The sequence below is a fragment of the Rubellimicrobium sp. CFH 75288 genome, from assembly GCF_009904055.1.
GTDB lineage: Bacteria > Pseudomonadota > Alphaproteobacteria > Rhodobacterales > Rhodobacteraceae > Rubellimicrobium.
Genome location: NZ_WYDP01000003.1, coordinates 414467 through 432388 on the forward strand (window position 1 = coordinate 414467; position 17922 = coordinate 432388).

Annotated in this window: 15 protein-coding genes and 2 tRNA genes; all 17 read left to right on the plus strand. The window is 71.4% G+C overall.

The genetic code is table 11. The features are described from left to right. Positions 1 to 3: 3 nt before the first annotated feature. Entirely contained in the window at positions 4 to 1530 is a 1527-nt protein-coding gene (locus GT358_RS05295) for an aldehyde dehydrogenase family protein (protein ID WP_166581529.1), read from the plus strand. 40 nt (positions 1531 to 1570) lie between these two features. Next, positions 1571 to 2830 carry an ABC transporter substrate-binding protein gene (locus GT358_RS05300; RefSeq protein ID WP_166581530.1) on the plus strand — a complete coding sequence of 420 codons (1260 nt, stop codon included), beginning with the start codon at positions 1571 to 1573 and terminating at the stop codon, positions 2828 to 2830. Positions 2831 to 2885: 55 nt separating this feature from the next. Continuing rightward, positions 2886 to 3791 (plus strand): carbohydrate ABC transporter permease, encoded by a 906-nt coding sequence (locus GT358_RS05305; RefSeq protein ID WP_166581531.1) that lies wholly within the window; start codon positions 2886 to 2888, stop codon positions 3789 to 3791. Between the two features lie 50 nt (positions 3792 to 3841). Continuing rightward, positions 3842 to 4717, plus strand: a complete 876-nt coding sequence (locus tag GT358_RS05310; RefSeq protein ID WP_166581630.1) for a carbohydrate ABC transporter permease — start codon at positions 3842 to 3844, stop codon at positions 4715 to 4717. A gap of 3 nt (positions 4718 to 4720) precedes the next feature. Beyond that, entirely contained in the window at positions 4721 to 5830 is a 1110-nt protein-coding gene (locus tag GT358_RS05315) for an ABC transporter ATP-binding protein (RefSeq protein WP_166581532.1), read from the plus strand. Then, a complete protein-coding gene (locus GT358_RS16900) occupies positions 5827 to 7326 on the plus strand; it encodes an FAD-dependent oxidoreductase (protein WP_371416223.1) in 1500 nt (499 codons plus the stop codon). Before GT358_RS05315 ends, GT358_RS16900 begins: the two co-directional genes overlap by 4 nt. After that, positions 7323 to 8087 carry a 3-ketoacyl-ACP reductase gene (locus tag GT358_RS05325; RefSeq protein ID WP_166581533.1) on the plus strand — a complete coding sequence of 255 codons (765 nt, stop codon included), beginning with the start codon at positions 7323 to 7325 and terminating at the stop codon, positions 8085 to 8087. Before GT358_RS16900 ends, GT358_RS05325 begins: the two co-directional genes overlap by 4 nt. After that, positions 8087 to 9667, plus strand: coding sequence for a GMC family oxidoreductase (locus tag GT358_RS05330; protein WP_166581534.1), 1581 nt, complete (start codon positions 8087 to 8089; stop codon positions 9665 to 9667). The genes GT358_RS05325 and GT358_RS05330 overlap by 1 nt, the downstream gene beginning before the upstream one ends. Before the next feature lie 3 nt (positions 9668 to 9670). Continuing rightward, the gene (locus GT358_RS05335; protein ID WP_166581535.1) at positions 9671 to 10834 is read left to right on the plus strand and encodes a dihydrodipicolinate synthase family protein; all 1164 of its coding nucleotides are present in this window, start codon (positions 9671 to 9673) and stop codon (positions 10832 to 10834) included. A gap of 2 nt (positions 10835 to 10836) precedes the next feature. Beyond that, on the plus strand, positions 10837 to 11838 hold the full coding sequence (locus GT358_RS05340) for a LacI family DNA-binding transcriptional regulator (RefSeq protein ID WP_166581536.1): 1002 nt from the start codon (positions 10837 to 10839) through the stop codon (positions 11836 to 11838). Beyond that, a complete protein-coding gene (locus tag GT358_RS05345) occupies positions 11835 to 13163 on the plus strand; it encodes a glycerate kinase (protein ID WP_166581537.1) in 1329 nt (442 codons plus the stop codon). Before GT358_RS05340 ends, GT358_RS05345 begins: the two co-directional genes overlap by 4 nt. 12 nt (positions 13164 to 13175) lie before the next feature. Continuing rightward, positions 13176 to 13249: transfer RNA gene (locus tag GT358_RS05350), tRNA-Cys, on the plus strand. A 269-nt stretch (positions 13250 to 13518) separates the two neighbouring features. Beyond that, a tRNA-Phe gene (locus GT358_RS05355) sits at positions 13519 to 13593 on the plus strand. 129 nt (positions 13594 to 13722) lie between these two features. Next, entirely contained in the window at positions 13723 to 14700 is a 978-nt protein-coding gene (locus tag GT358_RS05360) for a hypothetical protein (protein WP_166581538.1), read from the plus strand. Further along, positions 14679 to 15365, plus strand: coding sequence for a hypothetical protein (locus tag GT358_RS05365; RefSeq protein WP_166581539.1), 687 nt, complete (start codon positions 14679 to 14681; stop codon positions 15363 to 15365). Before GT358_RS05360 ends, GT358_RS05365 begins: the two co-directional genes overlap by 22 nt. A gap of 56 nt (positions 15366 to 15421) precedes the next feature. Next, complete coding sequence (locus GT358_RS05370; protein WP_166581540.1) at positions 15422 to 16432, plus strand: 2-hydroxyacid dehydrogenase; 1011 nt, start codon at positions 15422 to 15424, stop codon at positions 16430 to 16432. Next, entirely contained in the window at positions 16433 to 17911 is a 1479-nt protein-coding gene (locus tag GT358_RS05375; protein ID WP_371416224.1) for an L-lactate permease, read from the plus strand. Positions 17912 to 17922: the final 11 nt, after the last annotated feature.

Here is a 17922-nt window from a genome sequence, read left to right on the forward strand (position 1 = left end):
GCCATGCGCGACCTGTCCATCCTGCCGGCCGCCGGCGCCCCGCTGCCCGAGCCGTTCGAAGGGCGCCACCTGATCGACGGCTCCTGGCGCCCGAGCGCAGACGGCCGCACGCTCGACCGGCTGTCGCCGGCGCATGGCGCGCTGGTCAGCCGCTCGGCCCTCGGGGGCGAGGCGGAGGCGGAGGCCGCGATCCGGGCTGCCCGTGCGGCCTTCGACGACGGGCGCTGGAGCGCGCGGCCAGGGCGCGAGCGCGCGGCGATCCTTCTGCGCGTGGCCGACCTGATCGAGCGCGACCACGAACGCATGGCCCTGTGGGAGACGCTGGAATCGGGCAAGCCGATCACGCAGGCCCGCGGCGAGGTGAAGAGGGCCGCGGACCTGTGGCGCTTCGCCGCGGGGCTCGCCCGCGGGATCGTGGGCGAGACGCACAACGCGCTGGGCCCCGACATGCTGGGCGCCGTGCTGAAGGAGCCGGTGGGCGTGGTGTCGATCATCACGCCTTGGAACTTCCCCTTCTGGATCCTGTCGCAGAAGCTGCCCTTTGCCTTGGCTGCGGGTTGCACCTGCGTCGTCAAGCCCTCGGAGATGACGCCGACCACCACGGTCATGCTGGGTGCGCTGCTGCTCGAGGCGGGTCTGCCGGAGGGGGTGGTCAACATCGTCCTAGGCGAGGGGCGCCCCGTGGGCGAAGTCCTGGCCGCTCACCCCGCCGTGGACATGGTCTCGTTCACGGGCTCGACCGCGGTGGGCAAGGGGATCGTGCGGGCGGCGGCCGGGACGCTCAAGAAGGTGGCGCTGGAGCTGGGCGGCAAGAACCCGCAGGCCGTGTTTCCTGATGCGGATCTGGAGGCGGCGGCCGACGCCGTGACCTTCGGGGTGTATTTCAACGTGGGTCAGTGCTGCAACTCGGGCAGCCGGGTGCTGGTGCACCGCGCCATCGCCGAGGAGTTCACGGCCCGCGTCGTGGATCTGTCCCGCCATGTGCGGTTCGGCGATCCGCTCGACCCCCGCACGCAGGTCGGCGCGCTCGTCTCCGAGGCGCACGGGCGCAAGATCCACGGTCACGTCCAAGCCGCGCTGGCGGATGGCGCTACCCTCCGCCTGGGTGGCGGACCGCTGGAGGTGCCCGGCCTGCCGGGACCGTTCTACCAGCCCACGGTGGTGGAGGGGGTCCGCCCCGATATGGCACTGGCGCGCGAAGAGGTGTTCGGCCCCGTCCTGTCGGTGCTCGCCTTCGACACCCTCGAGGAGGCGATCGCGCTGGCCAACGACGCGAGCTATGGTCTGTCGGCCGGTGTCTGGAGCGAGAACGTCCACACCTGCCTCGCCTTCGCACGCGGCGTCCGGGCCGGGACGATCTGGACGAACACCTGGATGGACGGCTTCCCCGAGATGACCTTCGGCGGTTATCGTGAAAGCGGCCAGGGACGGGAGATCGGCCGTCAGGGGCTGGAGGAGTTTCTGGAGACCAAGACCGTGGCCATGCGTCTGGGGCGCACCTGGCCGCGGTGGGTGGAGACGGCCCCCTGACCCCGGAAGGGCAGGGGATGGCAAAGCTGGGAGGACCATGATGCGAACGACGAGAACCTGGACCGCCGCCATGGCGCTGGCCTGCGCGGGCACGCTGGCCGCAGCGCAGGAGGGCGCGCCTGTCGAGGTGCTGCACTGGTGGACGTCCGGCGGCGAGGCCGCGGCGCTCAACGTGCTCAAGGAAGCGCTGGGCGAGCAGGGAATCGGCTGGAACGACATGCCGGTGGCCGGCGGCGGCGGCGAGGCGGCCATGACCGCCCTGCGCGCCCGGGTGACGGCGGGCAACCCGCCCACGGCCGTGCAGATGCTGGGCTTCGACATCCAGGACTGGGCGGCCGAGGGAGCCTTGGGCAACCTCAACGACGTGGCCGAGGCCGAGGGCTGGGACGAGGTGGTGCCCGAGGCCATTCAGGAATTCTCCAAGTATGAGGGCAACTGGATCGCCGCGCCGGTGAATGTCCACTCGACCAACTGGGTCTGGGCCAACGCGGCCGTCCTCGAGGAGGCGGGCGTGACGGAACAGCCCGAGACCTGGGACGAGTTCATCGCCGCGCTGCAGGCGGTGCAGGATTCGGGCAAGATCGCGCTGGCCCATGGCGGTCAGGCCTGGCAGGAGGCCACGATCTTCGACGGCGTGGTGCTGTCCACGGGCGGACCGGACTTCTACCGGGCGGCCTTCATCGACCTCGATCCCGAGGCGCTGGGCTCCGAGACGATGGTGGAGGCGTTCGACCGGATGGCGCAACTCCGGGAATTCGTGGACCCCAACTTTTCGGGCCGCGACTGGAACCTCGCCTCGGCCATGGTCGCCAACGGAGAGGCCGGGTTCCAGATCATGGGCGACTGGGCCAAGGGCGAGTTCATCAATGCCGGCCTGACGCCGGGCGAGGACATCCTGTGCTTCCGCGTCCCCGGCACGGAGGGTGCCGTGACCTTCAACTCGGACCAGTTCGCGATGTTCGACGTGGCCTCCGAGGAGGCGCGCGCCTCGCAGGCGGCCATGGCCTCGAACATCATGAGCCCCGAGTTCCAGATCGCCTTCAACACGGTCAAGGGCTCGGTCCCCGCGCGGACCGACATCTCGGATGAGGCGTTCGATGCCTGCGGCAAGAAGGGGATGGCCGACCTTGCCGCCGCGTCCGAGGCGGGCACCCTGCTCGGCTCGATGGCGCACGGGCACGCCAATCCGGCCGCCGTCAAGAACGCGATCTACGACGTCGTGACCGCGCATTTCAACGGCGAATACGACTCGGCTACCGCGGCCGAGGAACTGGTCAACGCCGTCGAAGCGGCGATGTGATCCGATCCGGCGGGGAGGGTGCGCCCTCCCCGCTGCCACAGGGAGGAGGGGAGACATGGCCGTTGCCACAGTGCGACCGGGCGTGGACTGGCGCACGCGATTGCAGGACGTGCTGCCCAAGCTGGTCCTGTCCCCCTCGCTCGCGCTGATCCTGTTCTTCGTCTACGGGTTCATCCTCTACACGGTCTTCCTGAGCTTCACGAACTCGCGGATGCTGCCCAGCCACGACTGGGTCGGACTCGCGAACTACCGCACGCTCTGGGGCCTGTCGCACTGGCACACGGCGCTGGCCAACCTGGCGATCTTCGCCTCGCTCTACATCGTCATCTGCACCGCGATCGGCCTGATGCTGGCCATCTTCCTCGACCAGAAGATCCGGGGCGAGGGGGTGCTGCGGCCCATCTACCTCTATCCCATGGCGCTCTCCTTCATCGTCACGGGGACCGCGTGGAAGTGGTTCCTCGACCCCGGCATCGGACTCGAGAACACGATGCGGCTGTGGGGCTGGGAGACGTTCACCTTCGGCTGGATCAAGGATCGCGACATGGCGATCTACACGATCGTCATCGCCGCGGTGTGGCAGACGTCCGGCTTCGTGATGGCGATGTTCCTCGCCGGCCTCCGGGGCATCGACAACGAGATCCTCAAGGCGGCGCAGATCGACGGCGCCTCGACCTGGAACCTCTACCGGCGGATCGTCATCCCGCTGCTGCGGCCGGCCTTCCTGTCGGCCTTTGTCATCCTGAGCCACCTTGCCATCAAGAGCTACGACCTCGTCATCGCGCTGACGGGCGGCGGGCCGGGCCGGGCGACCGAGCTGCCCGCGACCTTCATGTATTCCTACACCTTCACCCGCAACCAGATGGGGGTGGGCGCCTCCTCGGCCGTCATCATGCTGATGACCATCGCGGCCATCATGGTGCCCTACCTCTATGCCGAGCTGAGGGAGCGCGACCGGTGAGCACGCTGTCGCAGAACCCCCTCGCCGGGCCGGCTTTGCGCGCGGCCCCCGTGCCCTCGCAGGAGACGGCGGTGCGCACCGGGCGCGTCACGCGCGTGTTCATCTACCTCGTGCTGCTGCTCTTCGCGCTGTTCTACCTGCTGCCGTTCTTCATCATGCTCATCAACTCGGTAAAGCCCCTGGGCGAGATCACCGGGGGCAACATGATGGCGCTGCCGCGGGAATGGACCGTCGAGCCATGGATGGCTGCCTGGTCCACGGCGCAGATCGGCGTGCAACCCACGGGTCTCCGGCCCTATTTCATCAACTCGATCCTCATGGTCGTGCCGGCGGTGGCGATCTCGACCCTGCTCGGTGCGCTCAACGGCTACATCCTGACCAAGTGGCGCTTTCGCGGCGACACGATCCTGTTCGGGCTGATGCTGTTCGCCTGCTTCATTCCGTTCCAGATCGTGCTGATCCCGATGGCCCGCACGCTGGGAATCCTCGGGCTGGCGGGCACAACCTGGGGACTCGTGCTGGTCCACGTGGTCTACGGCTTGGGCTTCACCACGCTCTACTTCCGCAACTACTACGCGGCCTTCCCGACCGAGCTGGTGCGCGCGGCGCAGATCGACGGGGCAGGGTTCTTCCGCATCTTCTGGCGCATCATGCTGCCCGTGTCTGGGCCCATCGCCGTCGTCTCGATCATCTGGCAGTTCACCAACATCTGGAACGACTTCCTGTTCGGCGCCTCGTTCGCGGCGGGCTCGGGGGCGCCCGTGACGGTGGCGCTCAACAACCTCGTCAACTCCTCCACGGGCGTGCGCGAATACAACGTGCATTTCGCGGGCGCGATCCTCGCCGCGCTGCCCACCCTCCTCGTCTACATCGTCGCCGGCCGCTACTTCGTGCGCGGCCTGATGGCGGGCTCGGTCAAGGGCTGACCCATGGGCTTTCTCGACATCCGCAACGTCACCAAGTCCTATGGCTCGGTCGAGGTGCTCCACCGCGTGGACCTCGAGGCCGAGGAGGGCGAGTTCCTCGTCCTCGTCGGCCCGTCGGGCTGCGGCAAGAGCACGCTGCTGAACATGATCGCGGGGCTCGAGAGCATCACCTCGGGCGAGATCGCGATCGCCGGGCAGGTGGTCAACCACGTCCACCCCTCCAAGCGCAACATCGCCATGGTGTTCCAGAGCTACGCGCTCTACCCCAACATGACCGTGGCCGGAAACATCACCTTCGGCCTCGAGATGCACGGCGTGCCCCGTCCCGAGCGCGAGCGCGCCCTGCGCGACGTGGCCCGCCTGCTGCAGATCGAGCATCTGCTGGACCGCAAGCCCTCGCAGCTCTCGGGCGGGCAGAGGCAGCGCGTCGCGATGGGCCGGGCGCTGGTGCGCGACCCGGCCGTGTTCCTGTTCGACGAGCCGCTCTCGAACCTGGACGCCAAGCTGCGCGTGGACATGCGGACCGAGATCAAGAAGCTCCACCAGCGGCTGGGCCGCACGATCGTCTATGTCACCCACGACCAGATCGAGGCGATGACGTTGTCCACCCGCATCGCGGTGATGAATGCGGGGCACGTCCAGCAGTTCGGCACGCCCAAGGAGATCTACGACCGCCCCGCCAACCTGTTCGTGGCGGGATTCATGGGCAGCCCGTCGATGAACCTGATCCCCGCGACCGTCGCGGTGGAGGACGGCACGCCCGTGGCCCTGATCCGGGACGAGGGTGGCGAGGCGCACCGGCTGCGCCTGTCGCAGCCGTCGCTTGCGGCCTGGGCGGGACGGGAGATCGTGCTTGGCATCCGCCCCGAGGCAATCACCGACCCCGACGGCGCGGACCGCCAGTCCCGCAACATCCAGCCGCTGCGGGCGCGCGTCTCGGTGATCGAGCCGGCCGGCTCGGACACGTTCGTGGCCACCCCGCTCGGAGGACGCGAGGTCATCGCTCGGATGCGCGCCGACGCCACGGCCCGGCCGGGAGAGGTCTTCGACTTCGCCGTGAACATGGACAAGGCCGTGGCGTTCGACCCGGTTACGGAGGCGCGGATTCCGTGACCGCCCCTGACTGCGTCATCATCGGCTCCGGCATGGGCGGGGCGACCCTGGCTGCCGCCCTCGCTCCCACGGGCCGGCGCATCCTCATCCTGGAGCGCGGCCCGCGCCTGGCGCACGGGGCCGAGGCACGGTCGGACGAGGCGATCTTCGTGCGCGGGATCTTCAGGCCGCAGGAGGAGTGGCTCGATGCGGAGGGCCGACCGTTCAATCCCGGCAACTACTACCAGGTCGGAGGCAATTCCAAGTTCTATGGCGCCGTCCTGATCCGCTACCGCGCCGAGGATTTCCGGCCGCTGCGGCACATGGACGGCACCACCCCCGGCTGGCCCATCGCCTACGAGGACCTGGAGCCCTTCTACAGCCAGGCCGAGCAGCTCTACAGGGTGCGTGGCAGCTTGGGCGAGGACCCGACCGAGCCGCCTCACTCGGCGCCTTATCCCTTCCCGCCGGTGCCGGACGAGCCGCCCATCGCGGACCTGCGACGGCGCCTCAGGGCGCAGGGGCTGCATCCGGCCTCTCTGCCGCTCGGGGTGGATATCGAGGAATGGCTGCGCGGCGGCCGCACCCCCTTCGACGCCTTCCCGAACACGGCGGGCGGCAAGATGGATGCCGAGACCTGCGGGCTGGCCGAGGCCTTGCGCCACCCCAACGTCACTCTCCTGACGGGAGCCCGTGCCCGTCGCCTCCTGGCAGGCGCGGATGGCCGGATCGCGGCCGTCGAGGTGGAGCGCGACGGCCGGGGGGAACGGATCGAGGCTCCGCTTGTCGCGCTCTGCGCGGGCGCGGTCCAGAGCGCCGCCCTGTTGCTGGGCTCGGCCGGGGAACGGCATCCGCGCGGACTTGCCAATCGCTCCGATCAGGTGGGGCGCAACTTCATGAACCACAACGCCTCGGCCGTGCTGGCGCTGCATCCCGCGCGGATCAACGACTCGGTCTATCAGAAATCCCTGGGCTTCAACGACTTCTATCTGACGGGCGGACCGAACGGCGAGCCTCTGGGCAATGTCCAGCTTCTCGGCAAGATCTCCGGGCCGATCCTGGCCTCGCAGACCCGTCTGCCGCGCAGCGCAGCCACGTGGATCGCCCGGCATTCGGTGGATCTCTATGCCATGAGCGAGGATCTGCCCCATCCCGACAGCCGCGTGTCCCTGCGCGACGGGCGGATCGTTCTGGACTGGCGACGCTCCAACTGGGCGGCCCATGAAACGCTGGTTGCCCGGTTGCGCCGCGTCATGCGACGGGCAGGCTATCCGGTCGTCCTCTCGCGCGCGTTCGACCGACGCACGCCGTCGCACCAATGCGGCACCGCCCGGATGGGCGCCGATCCCGACCGCAGCGTGGTGGATATCTGGGGACGCAGCCATGACCACCCGAACCTGTTCATTGCGGATGCCTCCGTCCTGCCCACCTCCGCGGCCGTGAACCCCGCCCTGACGGTGGCCGCCCTGGCCTTGCGGACGGGCTCCCACATCCGGCGAACGGACTGGGCCACATGACTGCCCCCGTCGCCCTTGTGACCGGAGGCCAGCAGGGCATCGGCCTCGGCATCGCGGAGGCGCTCGCGCGGGCGGGGTTCCGTGTGGCGATCGCCTCGCGCTCCGATCCGGAGGCCGGGAGCGTGCAGGAGGCGCTTCGCCGTCTGGGGCCGGGGGCGCGCTTCCTTCGCCACGACCTCGCGGAGATCGGCACCGTCCCGGCCCTGTTCGACCGCGTGGAGACCGAGATGGGCGCGCCGGTCTGCACCCTGGTGCAGAATGCCGGAATCGGGGCTCCGGTGCGCGGCGACCTGCTGGACCTCAGGCCCGAGAACTTCGATCTGGTGCTCGACGTGAACCTGCGCGGGGCGTTCTTCCTCGCGCAGGAGGCGGCGCGCCGGATGGTCCGGCAGCCGCCCGAGCCCTACCGCTCCATCATCCTCGTCACCTCGGTCAGCGCCGTGATGGCCAGCCCCGAGCGCGCGGAATACTGCATCTCCAAGGCCGGCGCGGCCATGGCGGCGCAGGTCCTGGCGCTGCGGCTCGCACCGGAGGGGATCGGGGTGTTCGAGCTGCGCCCCGGCATCATCGCCACTGCCATGACCGAGGGCGTGCGCGACCGCTACGACGCCCGCATCGCGCAGGGCCTCGTGCCGATGGGGCGCTGGGGTCAGCCCGCCGACATCGGCTCGGTCGTGGTGCCGCTTGCGCGCGGGGACTTCGCCTTTGCCACCGGCGCAGCGATCCCGGTGGACGGCGGCCTTTCGGTTCCGAGGCTCTGATGGGCTACGATTTCATCATCGTCGGAGGCGGGTCGGCGGGTTGCGTTCTGGCCGCCCGCCTGTCGGAGAACCCCGCCGCGCGGGTCCTCCTGCTCGAGGCCGGGGGTCGGGACCGGCACCCGTTCTACCATCTCCCCGCGGGCTTCGCGAAGATGACCAAGGGCATCGGGTCCTGGGGCTGGCACACCGTTCCGCAGCGGCATCTGGGCGGCCGGGTGCTCAAGTTCACGCAGGCCAGGGTGATCGGTGGCGGCTCCACCATCAACGCGCAGATCTATACCCGCGGCCACCCCCTCGATTACGAGGAATGGCGCCAGAAGGGTTGCGAGGGCTGGGGGTGGGACGATGTCCTGCCCTTCTTCAAGCGCGCCGAGGACAACGACACCTGGGGCGAGCCGCTGCACGGCAAGGGCGGACCCCTGGGGGTCTCGCGCCCGCGTGCACCGCTGCCCATCTGCAAGGCCTATTTCGAGGCCGCCGCGGCGCTGGGCATTCCCCGCAACCCCGACCTCGCCTCCGACCGGCCCGACGGGGTGGGGTTCTACCAGCTCACCCAGCGCGATGCGCGGCGCTCCTCGGCGGCGCGCGCCTATCTGGGTCCGGCCGAGGGGCGACCCAACCTCGCCGTGCGCACGGGCGTGCAGGTGCGGCGCCTCGTGGTCGAGCGTGGCCGGGCCTGCGGGGTGGAGCTGGCGGGGGGAGAGCGGATCGAGGCCGGAACGGAGGTGATCGTCAGCGCGGGCGCCATCGGCTCGCCCTGGCTGCTGATGCTGTCGGGGATCGGCCCGGCCGACCACCTGCACGAGGCGGGCATCGAACCCGTCCTCGACGCACCGGAGGTCGGCGCCAACCTGCAGGACCATCTGGACCTGTTCGTGATCTGCGAGGTGACGGGACCCCACACCTACGACCGTTATGCCAAGCCGCACTGGTCCGTTCTTGCGGGCCTCCGCTACCTTCTCACGCGCTCGGGTCCCGTGGCGTCCTCTCTGTTCGAGACGGGGGGGTTCTGGTACGCCGAGGAGGGCGCTCGCTCGCCCGACATCCAGCTTCATCTCGGCCTCGGCTCGGGCATCGAGGCCGGCGTGGCGGCGATGCCCAACGGGGGCGTCACGCTGAACTCGGCCTATCTGCGGCCGCGCTCGCGCGGGACGGTGCGGCTGGACCCGGCGGACCCGTGGCGGGCACCGCTGATCGATCCGAACTACTGGGCCGAGGGGCACGACCGGACCATGGCGATCCGGGGGCTGAAACTCGCGCAGGAGATCATGCGCCAGCCGCCGCTCCGCCCCTTCATCCTTGCCGAGCGGCTGCCGGGGCCGGACGTCCGCACCGATGAGGACTACGCCGCCTATGCGGCCCGCCATGCGAAGACGGATCACCATCCCGCCGGCACCTGCCGGATGGGGGTCGATGCCGGCGCCGTGCTGGACCCGCGGCTTCGCCTCAGGGGCGTGGACGGGCTTCGCGTCGCCGATGCCTCGGTCATGCCCACGCTGGTGTCGTCCAACACGAACGCGCCGACCATCATGATCGCCGAAAAGGCGGCCGCCATGATCCGCGCCGAACAGGGGCTCTGAGCCATGCTGCATCTTCCGACACCAGAGGGCCGGCTGGAGCCGTTCCGCTTCTCCCCCGATCCGCTGGTGCCGCGCCCGCCGCGCGGCGCGCTCGCCCGCACGGCCTTTGCGGCCGCGCATGTCGTCTCGGACCCCCTGCGCGAGCGCGATCCCTGGGTCGGTCCCCCGGCCGTGGACTGGGAGGCGACGCTGCGCTTCCGTCACCACCTCTGGGATCAGGGCCTCCATCTGGCCGAGGCGATGGACACCGCGCAGCGCGGGATGGGGGTGGACTGGCCCACGGCGCGCGAGCTGATCGAGCGCACGATGCGCGAGGCGCGCGGCCATCCTCTGCGGCCGCGGGTCGCGGCGGGGGCGGGGACCGACGGGGCCGAGCCCGACGCACTCCGCGACGCGGCCGCGATCCGCGCGGCCTACGAGGCGCAGATGGAGGCCATCGAGCGGGCGGGGGCGCAGGTCATCCTGATGGCCACCCGGGCGCTGCCGCGCCTCGGCGCCGACGCCGAGACCTATCGCGCGGTCTATCGGCCGCTGATCGACGGGGCGGCGCAGCCGGTCATCCTGCACTGGCTGGGCGAGATGTTCGACCCCGCACTGGCCGGATACTGGGGCAGCCGCGACCTCGCCGAGGCGACGGAGACCGTCCTCACTCTGATCGCAGAGAACCCCGCCCAGGTGGACGGCATCAAGATCAGCCTGCTCGACGCCGCCCACGAGGAGGCGTTCCGGGCACGCCTGCCCGATGGCGTGCGGCTCTATACGGGGGACGACTTCAACTATCCGGACCTGATCCGGGGCGACGGCCGGTTCCACAGCCATGCCCTGCTGGGCATCTTCGCCGCCATCGCGCCGGCGGCCGCGCAGGCGCTCGAGGCGCTGGGGCAGGGGGACGCGGCCCGGTATGACGCCCTGCTCGGGCCGACCGTTCCCCTCTCGCGCGAGATCTTCCGCGTGCCCACACGGTTCTACAAGGCCGGCATCGCCTTCCTGGCTTGGCTCAACGGTCATCAGGACCACTTCGTCATGCCCGGCGGCCTCCAGTCGTCGCGCCCGATCCTGCACTATGCGGAGGTGCTGCGCCTGGCCGACCGGGCACGGCTGATCGCGCGGCCCGATCTGGCGGAAGCCCGGATGCGGTCGCTTCTCGCGCTTCACGGGATCGGCTGACGGTGCGGCGCCGGCCGACCATCGTGGACGTGGCGCGCCGGGCGGGCGTGTCCAAGTCCACGGTGAGCCTGGTGCTGCGCCAGAGCCCGCTCGTGCGGGAGGACACGCGCCGTGCGGTCCGCGCGGCGATGGAGGCCTTGGGCTACGTCTACAACCGCGCGGCTGCGGGGCTGCGGGGGTCCGGGGCGGGGCTCGTGGGGCTTGTCATCAACGACCTGCGCAATCCCTTCTTCACGGAGTTCGCCACGACCGTGCAGATGGCGCTGGCGGCCCGCGGCTATGCCACCGTGGTGGCCAATACGGACGAGGATCCGGGCCTGCAGGCCCAGGTCGTGGGCTCCATGATCGAGCACGGGGTGGCGGCGCTCGTCATCTCGCCCACCTATGGCGAGCCGGAGGCGACCTTTGCGCCCGCCGCGCGGGCGGATCTGCCGGTGCTGCAGGTGCTGCGCCGGGTCGGCCCGCCGGATGTCCCTTTCGCATCCCTCGACTACGCCCGGGGCGGGCGGCTGGCGACCGAGCATCTTCTCGATCTGGGAGCCCGCCGGATCGCCTTTGTCGGCGGGCGCGAGGGATGGCCCATCACCGAGGAGCGGCGGGCGGGCTACCGGGCCGTCCTGCGCGAGCGGAGCATGGAGCCGATCCTGCTGCCCGGGCCGAGCACCCGTGCCTTCGGCCGCGAGGCGGCCGGTCTTCTGGCCCGCCACCACCCCGAGGCGGATGCGGCCATCGCCTTCAACGACCTCGTGGCGCTCGGCCTGCTGGCCGGCCTGCCGGCCACGGGGCGGCGCGCGGGCGGCGGAGGGCTTCGGCTGGTCGGGTTCGACGACATCGAGGAGGCTCGGCTCTCCGTCCCGCCGCTGTCGTCCGTGCGCTGCGATGTGGCGGGTCTCGGGCGCTGGACGGCCAGGGCGTTGCTCGCCTGGCTCGAGGAGGGAACGAGACCGCCCCCCGAGACGCGCCTTCCCGTCTCGCTCGTCGCCCGGGAGTCGAGCCTGTCATGACGCATCCCGATCCTCCGGTCCTGCTCCGGGCCCTGTTCGACCGCGCCGTGGCGGTGGCCGATCCGATGCGGGTGGTGCCGGAGCACCTGCCCCCGCGTCCGCCCGGCCGCGTCGTCGTGGTGGGCGCGGGCAAGGCGTCGGCCCGGATGGCGGAGGCGGTGGAGTCGGTCTGGGGTCCCTGCGAGGGGCTGGTCATCACGCGCTACGGTCATGCCCGTCCCTGCCGGGGCATCGAGATCGTCGAGGCGGCCCACCCTGTTCCCGACGCCGCCGGTGCCGCAGCGACCGAGCGGATGCTCCGGCTTCTCGGCAGCCTGGGCGAGGGCGATTTCGCGCTCGCGCTGATCTCCGGCGGGGCGTCGTCGCTTCTGGTGGCTCCGGCCGAAGGGGTGAGCCTGGCCGACAAGCAGGCCGTCGGGGCGGCGCTTCTCGCCTCGGGGGCGCCGATCGGCGAGATGAACCTCGTCCGCAAGCACCTGAGCCGGGTCAAGGGCGGCCAGCTCGCCGCGGCAGCCTTTCCCGCCGCGATGCTGGCGCTTCTGATTTCCGACGTGCCGGGCGACGATCCGGCCGTGATCGGATCGGGGCCGACCGTGGGCGAGCCCTCGTCAGCCGGGGAGGCCCGACAGGTGCTCGAGCGGTGGGGGATCGTGCCGCCGCCCGCTGTCGAGGCTGCCCTGGCGCGACCGAGCGGAGTGGTCCGGCCGGGCGACCCCCGCCTGTCGCGCGCCACCACGCTGGTCGCCGCCGCGCCCTCCCTCTCGCTCGGGGCAGCGGCAGAGATGGCCAGGGAAGCCGGCTGCGCGGTGCGCCTGCTCGGCGACGCGATCGAGGGCGAGGCCCGCGAGACGGCGGCCAGCATGGCGCGGACCGCGCTCGCCGTTCAGGCCGGTCTGGCGCCCGACGCGGCGCCGGTCGTCCTTCTCTCGGGCGGGGAGCTGACCGTGACGCGGCGCGGCGGCGCGGACGGGGTCGGGGGACCCAATGCGGAGTTCGCCCTCGCGCTCGCCCTCGCACTCGACGGGGCGCCGGGCATCCATGCGATCGCCTGCGACACCGACGGGGTGGATGGAGCGGCCGAGATCGCCGGGGCGCTGATCGGTCCGCACAGCCTCGCCCATGCGCGCGGGCAGGGCGTCGATCCGTTGGCCGCGCTGAACGGCCACGATGCGCACAGCTTCTTTGCCCGGCTCGGCGACGGGGTGACGACGGGCCCCACCCTGACCAATGTCAACGATTTCCGCGCGATCCTGGTCGAGCCGCCCCGCACCCGACCGACGGGCCCGCCCCTTGCGCCCCTTGACCCGCGCCCCCCGAGCCCCTAAGCGGAAGGCGCCGGCGGGTTGGCGGAGAGGTTACGCAGCGGATTGCAAATCCGTGTAGACCGGTTCGATTCCGGTACCCGCCTCCAGACGCCTCCCTCCCGTCCTTGTCTCCGCACGCGCCCCTCTCTGCGCGCCGATGCCATGCCCCTGCCGCCCGCGGCATGCGCGCCCGTCCGCCGGTCGGTGCTGCCCCCGCGCAGCATGGCGGCGCGCGGCCCGAATCGACCCTGGGGACGGTTGTGCCACAACATCGTTAAGATCCGGTTAACGCGGCACGGAGGGCCGCCGAGCCCTCTGGACACCGCATCGCGCCTCCCCTAGAAGGCGCCCACCCGATGGGTCCTCCCATCCCCGTGCCCGGGTAGCTCAGGGGTAGAGCAGTCGACTGAAAATCGACGTGTCGGTGGTTCAAATCCGCCCCCGGGCACCACGATCTCCCAGACGCACGACGATCCCTGACGGCCGCTGTCCGCCGAGCGCCCCGGCACCCGCGAGGGGGGCTTGCGATGGCGACTCCGGCAGGACAAGACGCCGCCGGGGACAGCAGGCACCGGGGATCATGCGCTACGTCTTTGTCCATGCGAGCGGCCAGGGGACCAGCCACCGCGACGTGTCGTTCGTGCGCGTGGCGCTGCGGCAGGCCGTCCATGTGGCGGGCGAGGGGCGCGTGGCCATCCTGACGGATCTGCGCGAGCCGCTGGAGGAGCAGGGCGTGGAGGAAATTCCCCTCGGCCGGTTCCGCGAGCAGATCGCCTGGATCGACGAACATTTCGTCAACCTCAGCCCCAATCCGCGCTGGTACGAGCTGGTCTGCTTCCAGCGCTGGTTCGCGGTGCGCGCCCTTCTGGACCATCTGGGCGGCGGGCCGGTGGCGGTCCTCGACTCGGACGTGATGCTCTACCATCCCCTCGAGACGATCGACCGTCCCGAGGCGCTCTGGCAATGCGACCGCGGCCACCCGCACGTGACGGTCATCCGGCGGCCGGAGGTCCTCGATGCCTATCTGGACCTCGTGCGCGAGGTGTATTCGGTCGGCGCCGCCCATCCCCTGATCGCCGGCTACCACGACCCGGCCCGCCGCATCGGCGTGTCCGACATGCTGTTCTGGTGGCGCCTGCAGGAGCGGATGGGCCCCGACGTGCTCCTGCTCGACCGGCCGTTTCCGGTGCCGGCGCTCGGACGCCGCGCGGTGGTGGACGACCGGATGACGGAACCGGACGGCTATGCCATGGCCGGAACCGGCGCGATCAAGCACGTCCGGTTCGACGGAGACCTGCCGCTTCTGAGGCGTGAGGACGGCGAGGAGATCGCGGCCCTCGCCCTGCACTTCCAGAAGAACACCAAGGGCTGGATGTACGACCACGCCACCTATCTGCGCCCCGCCTGGGAGCGCTTCAGACAGGACGGACCGGACGCCGAGGCGCCGCCGCGCCTGCTGGGCGGCGGGTGCCCGTCCGCCCCGGCGGACCGGACCGGATGGGCGCGTGCGCGCCGCCGCATCGAGGGAGCGTTTCCATGGCTTTTGCGCGAAACCTGACCCAGACCGGCTCCACGGATCGTGGCGCCCGGCTGGACGCGGCCCTGGCCGATCTCTGGTCCCGGTTCGAGGCCCCGCGATTCGTCCAGATCGGGCTCGGGCCGACCCCACGGACGGACCGGCTGCGGGCGCTGCTGGACCGGGGGGGCAGCTTCGCGGGCTTCGACCTCGTGCAGACCTGCGAGAAGCACAAGGCGATCCTGACCCGGGAGGGTCTCGGCACCTCCGACCGGCTGCGCTTTCTCGGCCACGGGCGGGGCAGCTACGTGTTCAACCTCGTCACCTGGTTCCGGGAGGGCGGACGCGCGGATGTCATCCTGCTCGACGGGCACCGGACGCTCTATGTGGACCTGCCGGCGCTCTATGTCGGCTGGTGTGCCCTAGCGGAAGGCGGGTTCCTGGTCATCGACCGGCCGGACTGGAAGCTCGCCACCGCGGCAAGCAACATGCATGCGAGCTTCGACGTCTGGAAGGCGCTGGCGCCGCACTACGATTTCGGCCTCTACGAGCGCGAGGAACTGAACCTGCCCCATCTGGCACTGATCCGGGACGTCTTTCTCCGGGGCGTCCACGGCATGGAGCCCGTCCCCGAGGCCGAGGGACCGGACTGGAGCGTCCTGCGCAAGCCGGGCAGCGGGAGCGGCACGTCCCCCCGACCCTTCTGAGCCCGGCCGCTCTGCCCTATCCTGCACCGGCCAGCATCCCTGCCCGAGGAGGCCCCATGCGCGTCGCCGTCTTCAGCGCCAAGCCCCACGACGAACACTTCCTGCGTCTGGCCAACGAGGCGGCGGGCCACGACCTGCGCTTTCTCGAGCCGCGCCTGTCGCCCGAGACCGCGCCGCTCGCCGACGGGCACGATGCCGTCTGCGCCTTCGTCAACGACGACCTCGGGGCGGCGACGATCGAGCGGCTGGCGGCGGCGGGCGTGCGGATGATCGCCCTGCGCTCGGCGGGCTTCAACCATGTGGACCTCGAGGCGGCGCAGGCCGCCGGGCTGGCCGTGGGACGGGTGCCCGCCTACTCGCCCCATGCGGTGGCCGAGCACACGATGGCGCTGATCCTCGCGCTCAACCGGCGCATCCACCGTGCCTATAACCGCGTGCGCGAGGGGAACTTCGCGCTCGACGGCCTTCTGGGCTTCGACATCCACGGCAAGACGGTCGGGATCGTGGGAACGGGGCTGATCGGCTCGATCCTGGCGCGGATCCTGCACGGCTTCGGCTGCCGCATCCTCGCCCACGACCCGCGCCAGAACCCCGACTGCCTCGCCCTCGGGGTGCGCTACGTGGACCTGCCCACCCTCCTGGGCGAGAGCGACATCGTCACGCTCCAGTGCCCGCTGACGCCGCAGACGCACCACATGATCAACGCCGACACGATCCGCCTGATGCGACGCGGCGCCATGCTGATCAACACCTCGCGCGGGGCGGTGGTGGACACGCCCGCGCTCATCGAGGGGCTCAAGGACGGCACGATCGGCAGCCTCGGCCTCGACGTCTACGAGGAGGAGGAGGGTCTGTTCTTCGAGGACCTGTCGAACACGATCATCCCCGACGACACCTTCGCGCGCCTGCTGACCTTTCCCAACGTCCTCATTACCGGCCATCAGGCCTTCTTCACGCGCGAGGCGCTGACCGCCATCGCGGAGACGACGATCGCGAACCTCTCGGCGTTCGAGCGCGACGGCCGCCCGGTCCATCCGGTGCCGCCCCCACCGGCCGGGGCGGGCTGAGTGCCGCCCGCGCTTCTGGCCGCGGCGCCGCTGCTCGTGGTGCTCGCGGGCATGGTCGGCCTCGGCCGCTCGGCCGCCGTGGCGGGGGCGGCGGGCCTTGCCGTGGCGGCGGCGCTGACCGCCCTCGCCTTCGGGGTGCCGGCCGCTCCCGGTCCTGGGGCCGCCGCCCTCGGCATCGGGGCCGAGGCGCTCCACTCCACCGCCGTGATCCTGTGGATCATCCTGCCAGCCCTCGCCATCCACGAGTTCGGCCAGCGCTCGGGCGCGGTGGACCGCATCCGCGACGCGCTCGCCCACCTGACATCCGAGCGGCGGATGCAGGCCGTGCTGATCGCCTGGTTCTTCGGCCTGTTCATGGAGGGGGCGGCGGGCTTCGGCACCCCCGTCGCGCTGGCCGCGCCGCTGCTGGTGGGGCTGGGCTTCGCGCCCGTGCGCGCGGTGATCCTAGCGCTCCTCGGCCACGCGGCGGGGGTGTCCTTCGGCGCCGTGGGCACGCCCACGCTCACCCAAGCCGAGATCGCGGGCCTTCCCGCCCGCGACATCGCTCTGGGCATCGCCGCGCTCCACGCAGCATTGGGGACTGGCCTCCTCCTTGCCGTGGTCTGGCTCGCGGGCGAGGGGGCGCCGTCCCCGCGCGACCTGCGGCGGACCCTCGCCGCGGCGGCGTTGTTCCTTGTCCCCTCGGTCGGGCTCGCCGCGCTGGTGGGGCCGGAACTGCCGACGCTGGGGGGCGGGCTCGTGGGACTCGGCCTCTTCGCCTGGCTCCTGCGGCGCGGAGAGGCGGGGCAGGGGGGCGGGCCGGACCTGCGCCGGCTCCTGCCGGATCTCGCGCCCTACCTCCTCGTCCTCGTCCTCGTGCTGCTCACCCGCCTCGTGCCGCCCCTGCGCGACGGCCTCTCCGCCCCCAGCTGGGGCTGGACGCTGCCCGGGGGGTTCCACGGGTCGTTCCAGCCGCTCTTCCATCCGGGCACGCTGCTGGTCCTGGGCCTCGTCGGGGGCGCGGCGCTGACGGGGCGGCTCGGCCTCCTTCCGGCCGCGCTGGGGGCGGCGCTCGGGCGGCTCGGCCCCGTGGCGCTCGCGCTCCTGGTGATGCTGGCGCTGTCGCGGCTCATGGTCCATTCCGGCATGATCGCCGCGCTGGCCGAGGCGGCGGCCCGGACGGGCGCCCTCTGGCCGCTCCTCGCCCCCCTCGTGGGTGTGCTCGGCACCTTCGTCACCGGGTCGGCCACCGCCTCCAACATCCTGTTCACCGAGTTCCAGTCTGAGACCGCCGCCGCGCTCGGCCTCGCCCCGGTCCCGCTTCTCGCCGCGCAGGGCTTCGGCGCGGCCATCGGCAACGTGGTGGCCCCCCACAACATCATCGCGGGCTCCGCCACCGTGGGCCTCCATGCGCGCGAGGGCGAGATCCTGCGTCGCACCGCGCCTGCGGGCCTCGCCTATGCGCTGGCCGGGGGGCTGCTGCTCATCCTGTGGACCTGAGGAGGACCCGC

Bases quoted from the DNA above. Each gene is read 5' to 3' on its own strand.
- GT358_RS05295 (WP_166581529.1), top strand. From the start codon at position 4: ATGCGCGACCTGTCCATCCTGCCGGCCGCCGGCGCCCCGCTGCCCGAG.
- GT358_RS05300 (WP_166581530.1), top strand. From the start codon at position 1,571: ATGCGAACGACGAGAACCTGGACCGCCGCCATGGCGCTGGCCTGCGCG.
- GT358_RS05305 (WP_166581531.1), top strand. From the start codon at position 2,886: ATGGCCGTTGCCACAGTGCGACCGGGCGTGGACTGGCGCACGCGATTG.
- GT358_RS05315 (WP_166581532.1), top strand. From the start codon at position 4,721: ATGGGCTTTCTCGACATCCGCAACGTCACCAAGTCCTATGGCTCGGTC.
- GT358_RS05325 (WP_166581533.1), top strand. From the start codon at position 7,323: ATGACTGCCCCCGTCGCCCTTGTGACCGGAGGCCAGCAGGGCATCGGC.
- GT358_RS05330 (WP_166581534.1), top strand. From the start codon at position 8,087: ATGGGCTACGATTTCATCATCGTCGGAGGCGGGTCGGCGGGTTGCGTT.
- GT358_RS05335 (WP_166581535.1), top strand. From the start codon at position 9,671: ATGCTGCATCTTCCGACACCAGAGGGCCGGCTGGAGCCGTTCCGCTTC.
- GT358_RS05345 (WP_166581537.1), top strand. From the start codon at position 11,835: ATGACGCATCCCGATCCTCCGGTCCTGCTCCGGGCCCTGTTCGACCGC.
- GT358_RS05360 (WP_166581538.1), top strand. From the start codon at position 13,723: ATGCGCTACGTCTTTGTCCATGCGAGCGGCCAGGGGACCAGCCACCGC.
- GT358_RS05365 (WP_166581539.1), top strand. From the start codon at position 14,679: ATGGCTTTTGCGCGAAACCTGACCCAGACCGGCTCCACGGATCGTGGC.
- GT358_RS05370 (WP_166581540.1), top strand. From the start codon at position 15,422: ATGCGCGTCGCCGTCTTCAGCGCCAAGCCCCACGACGAACACTTCCTG.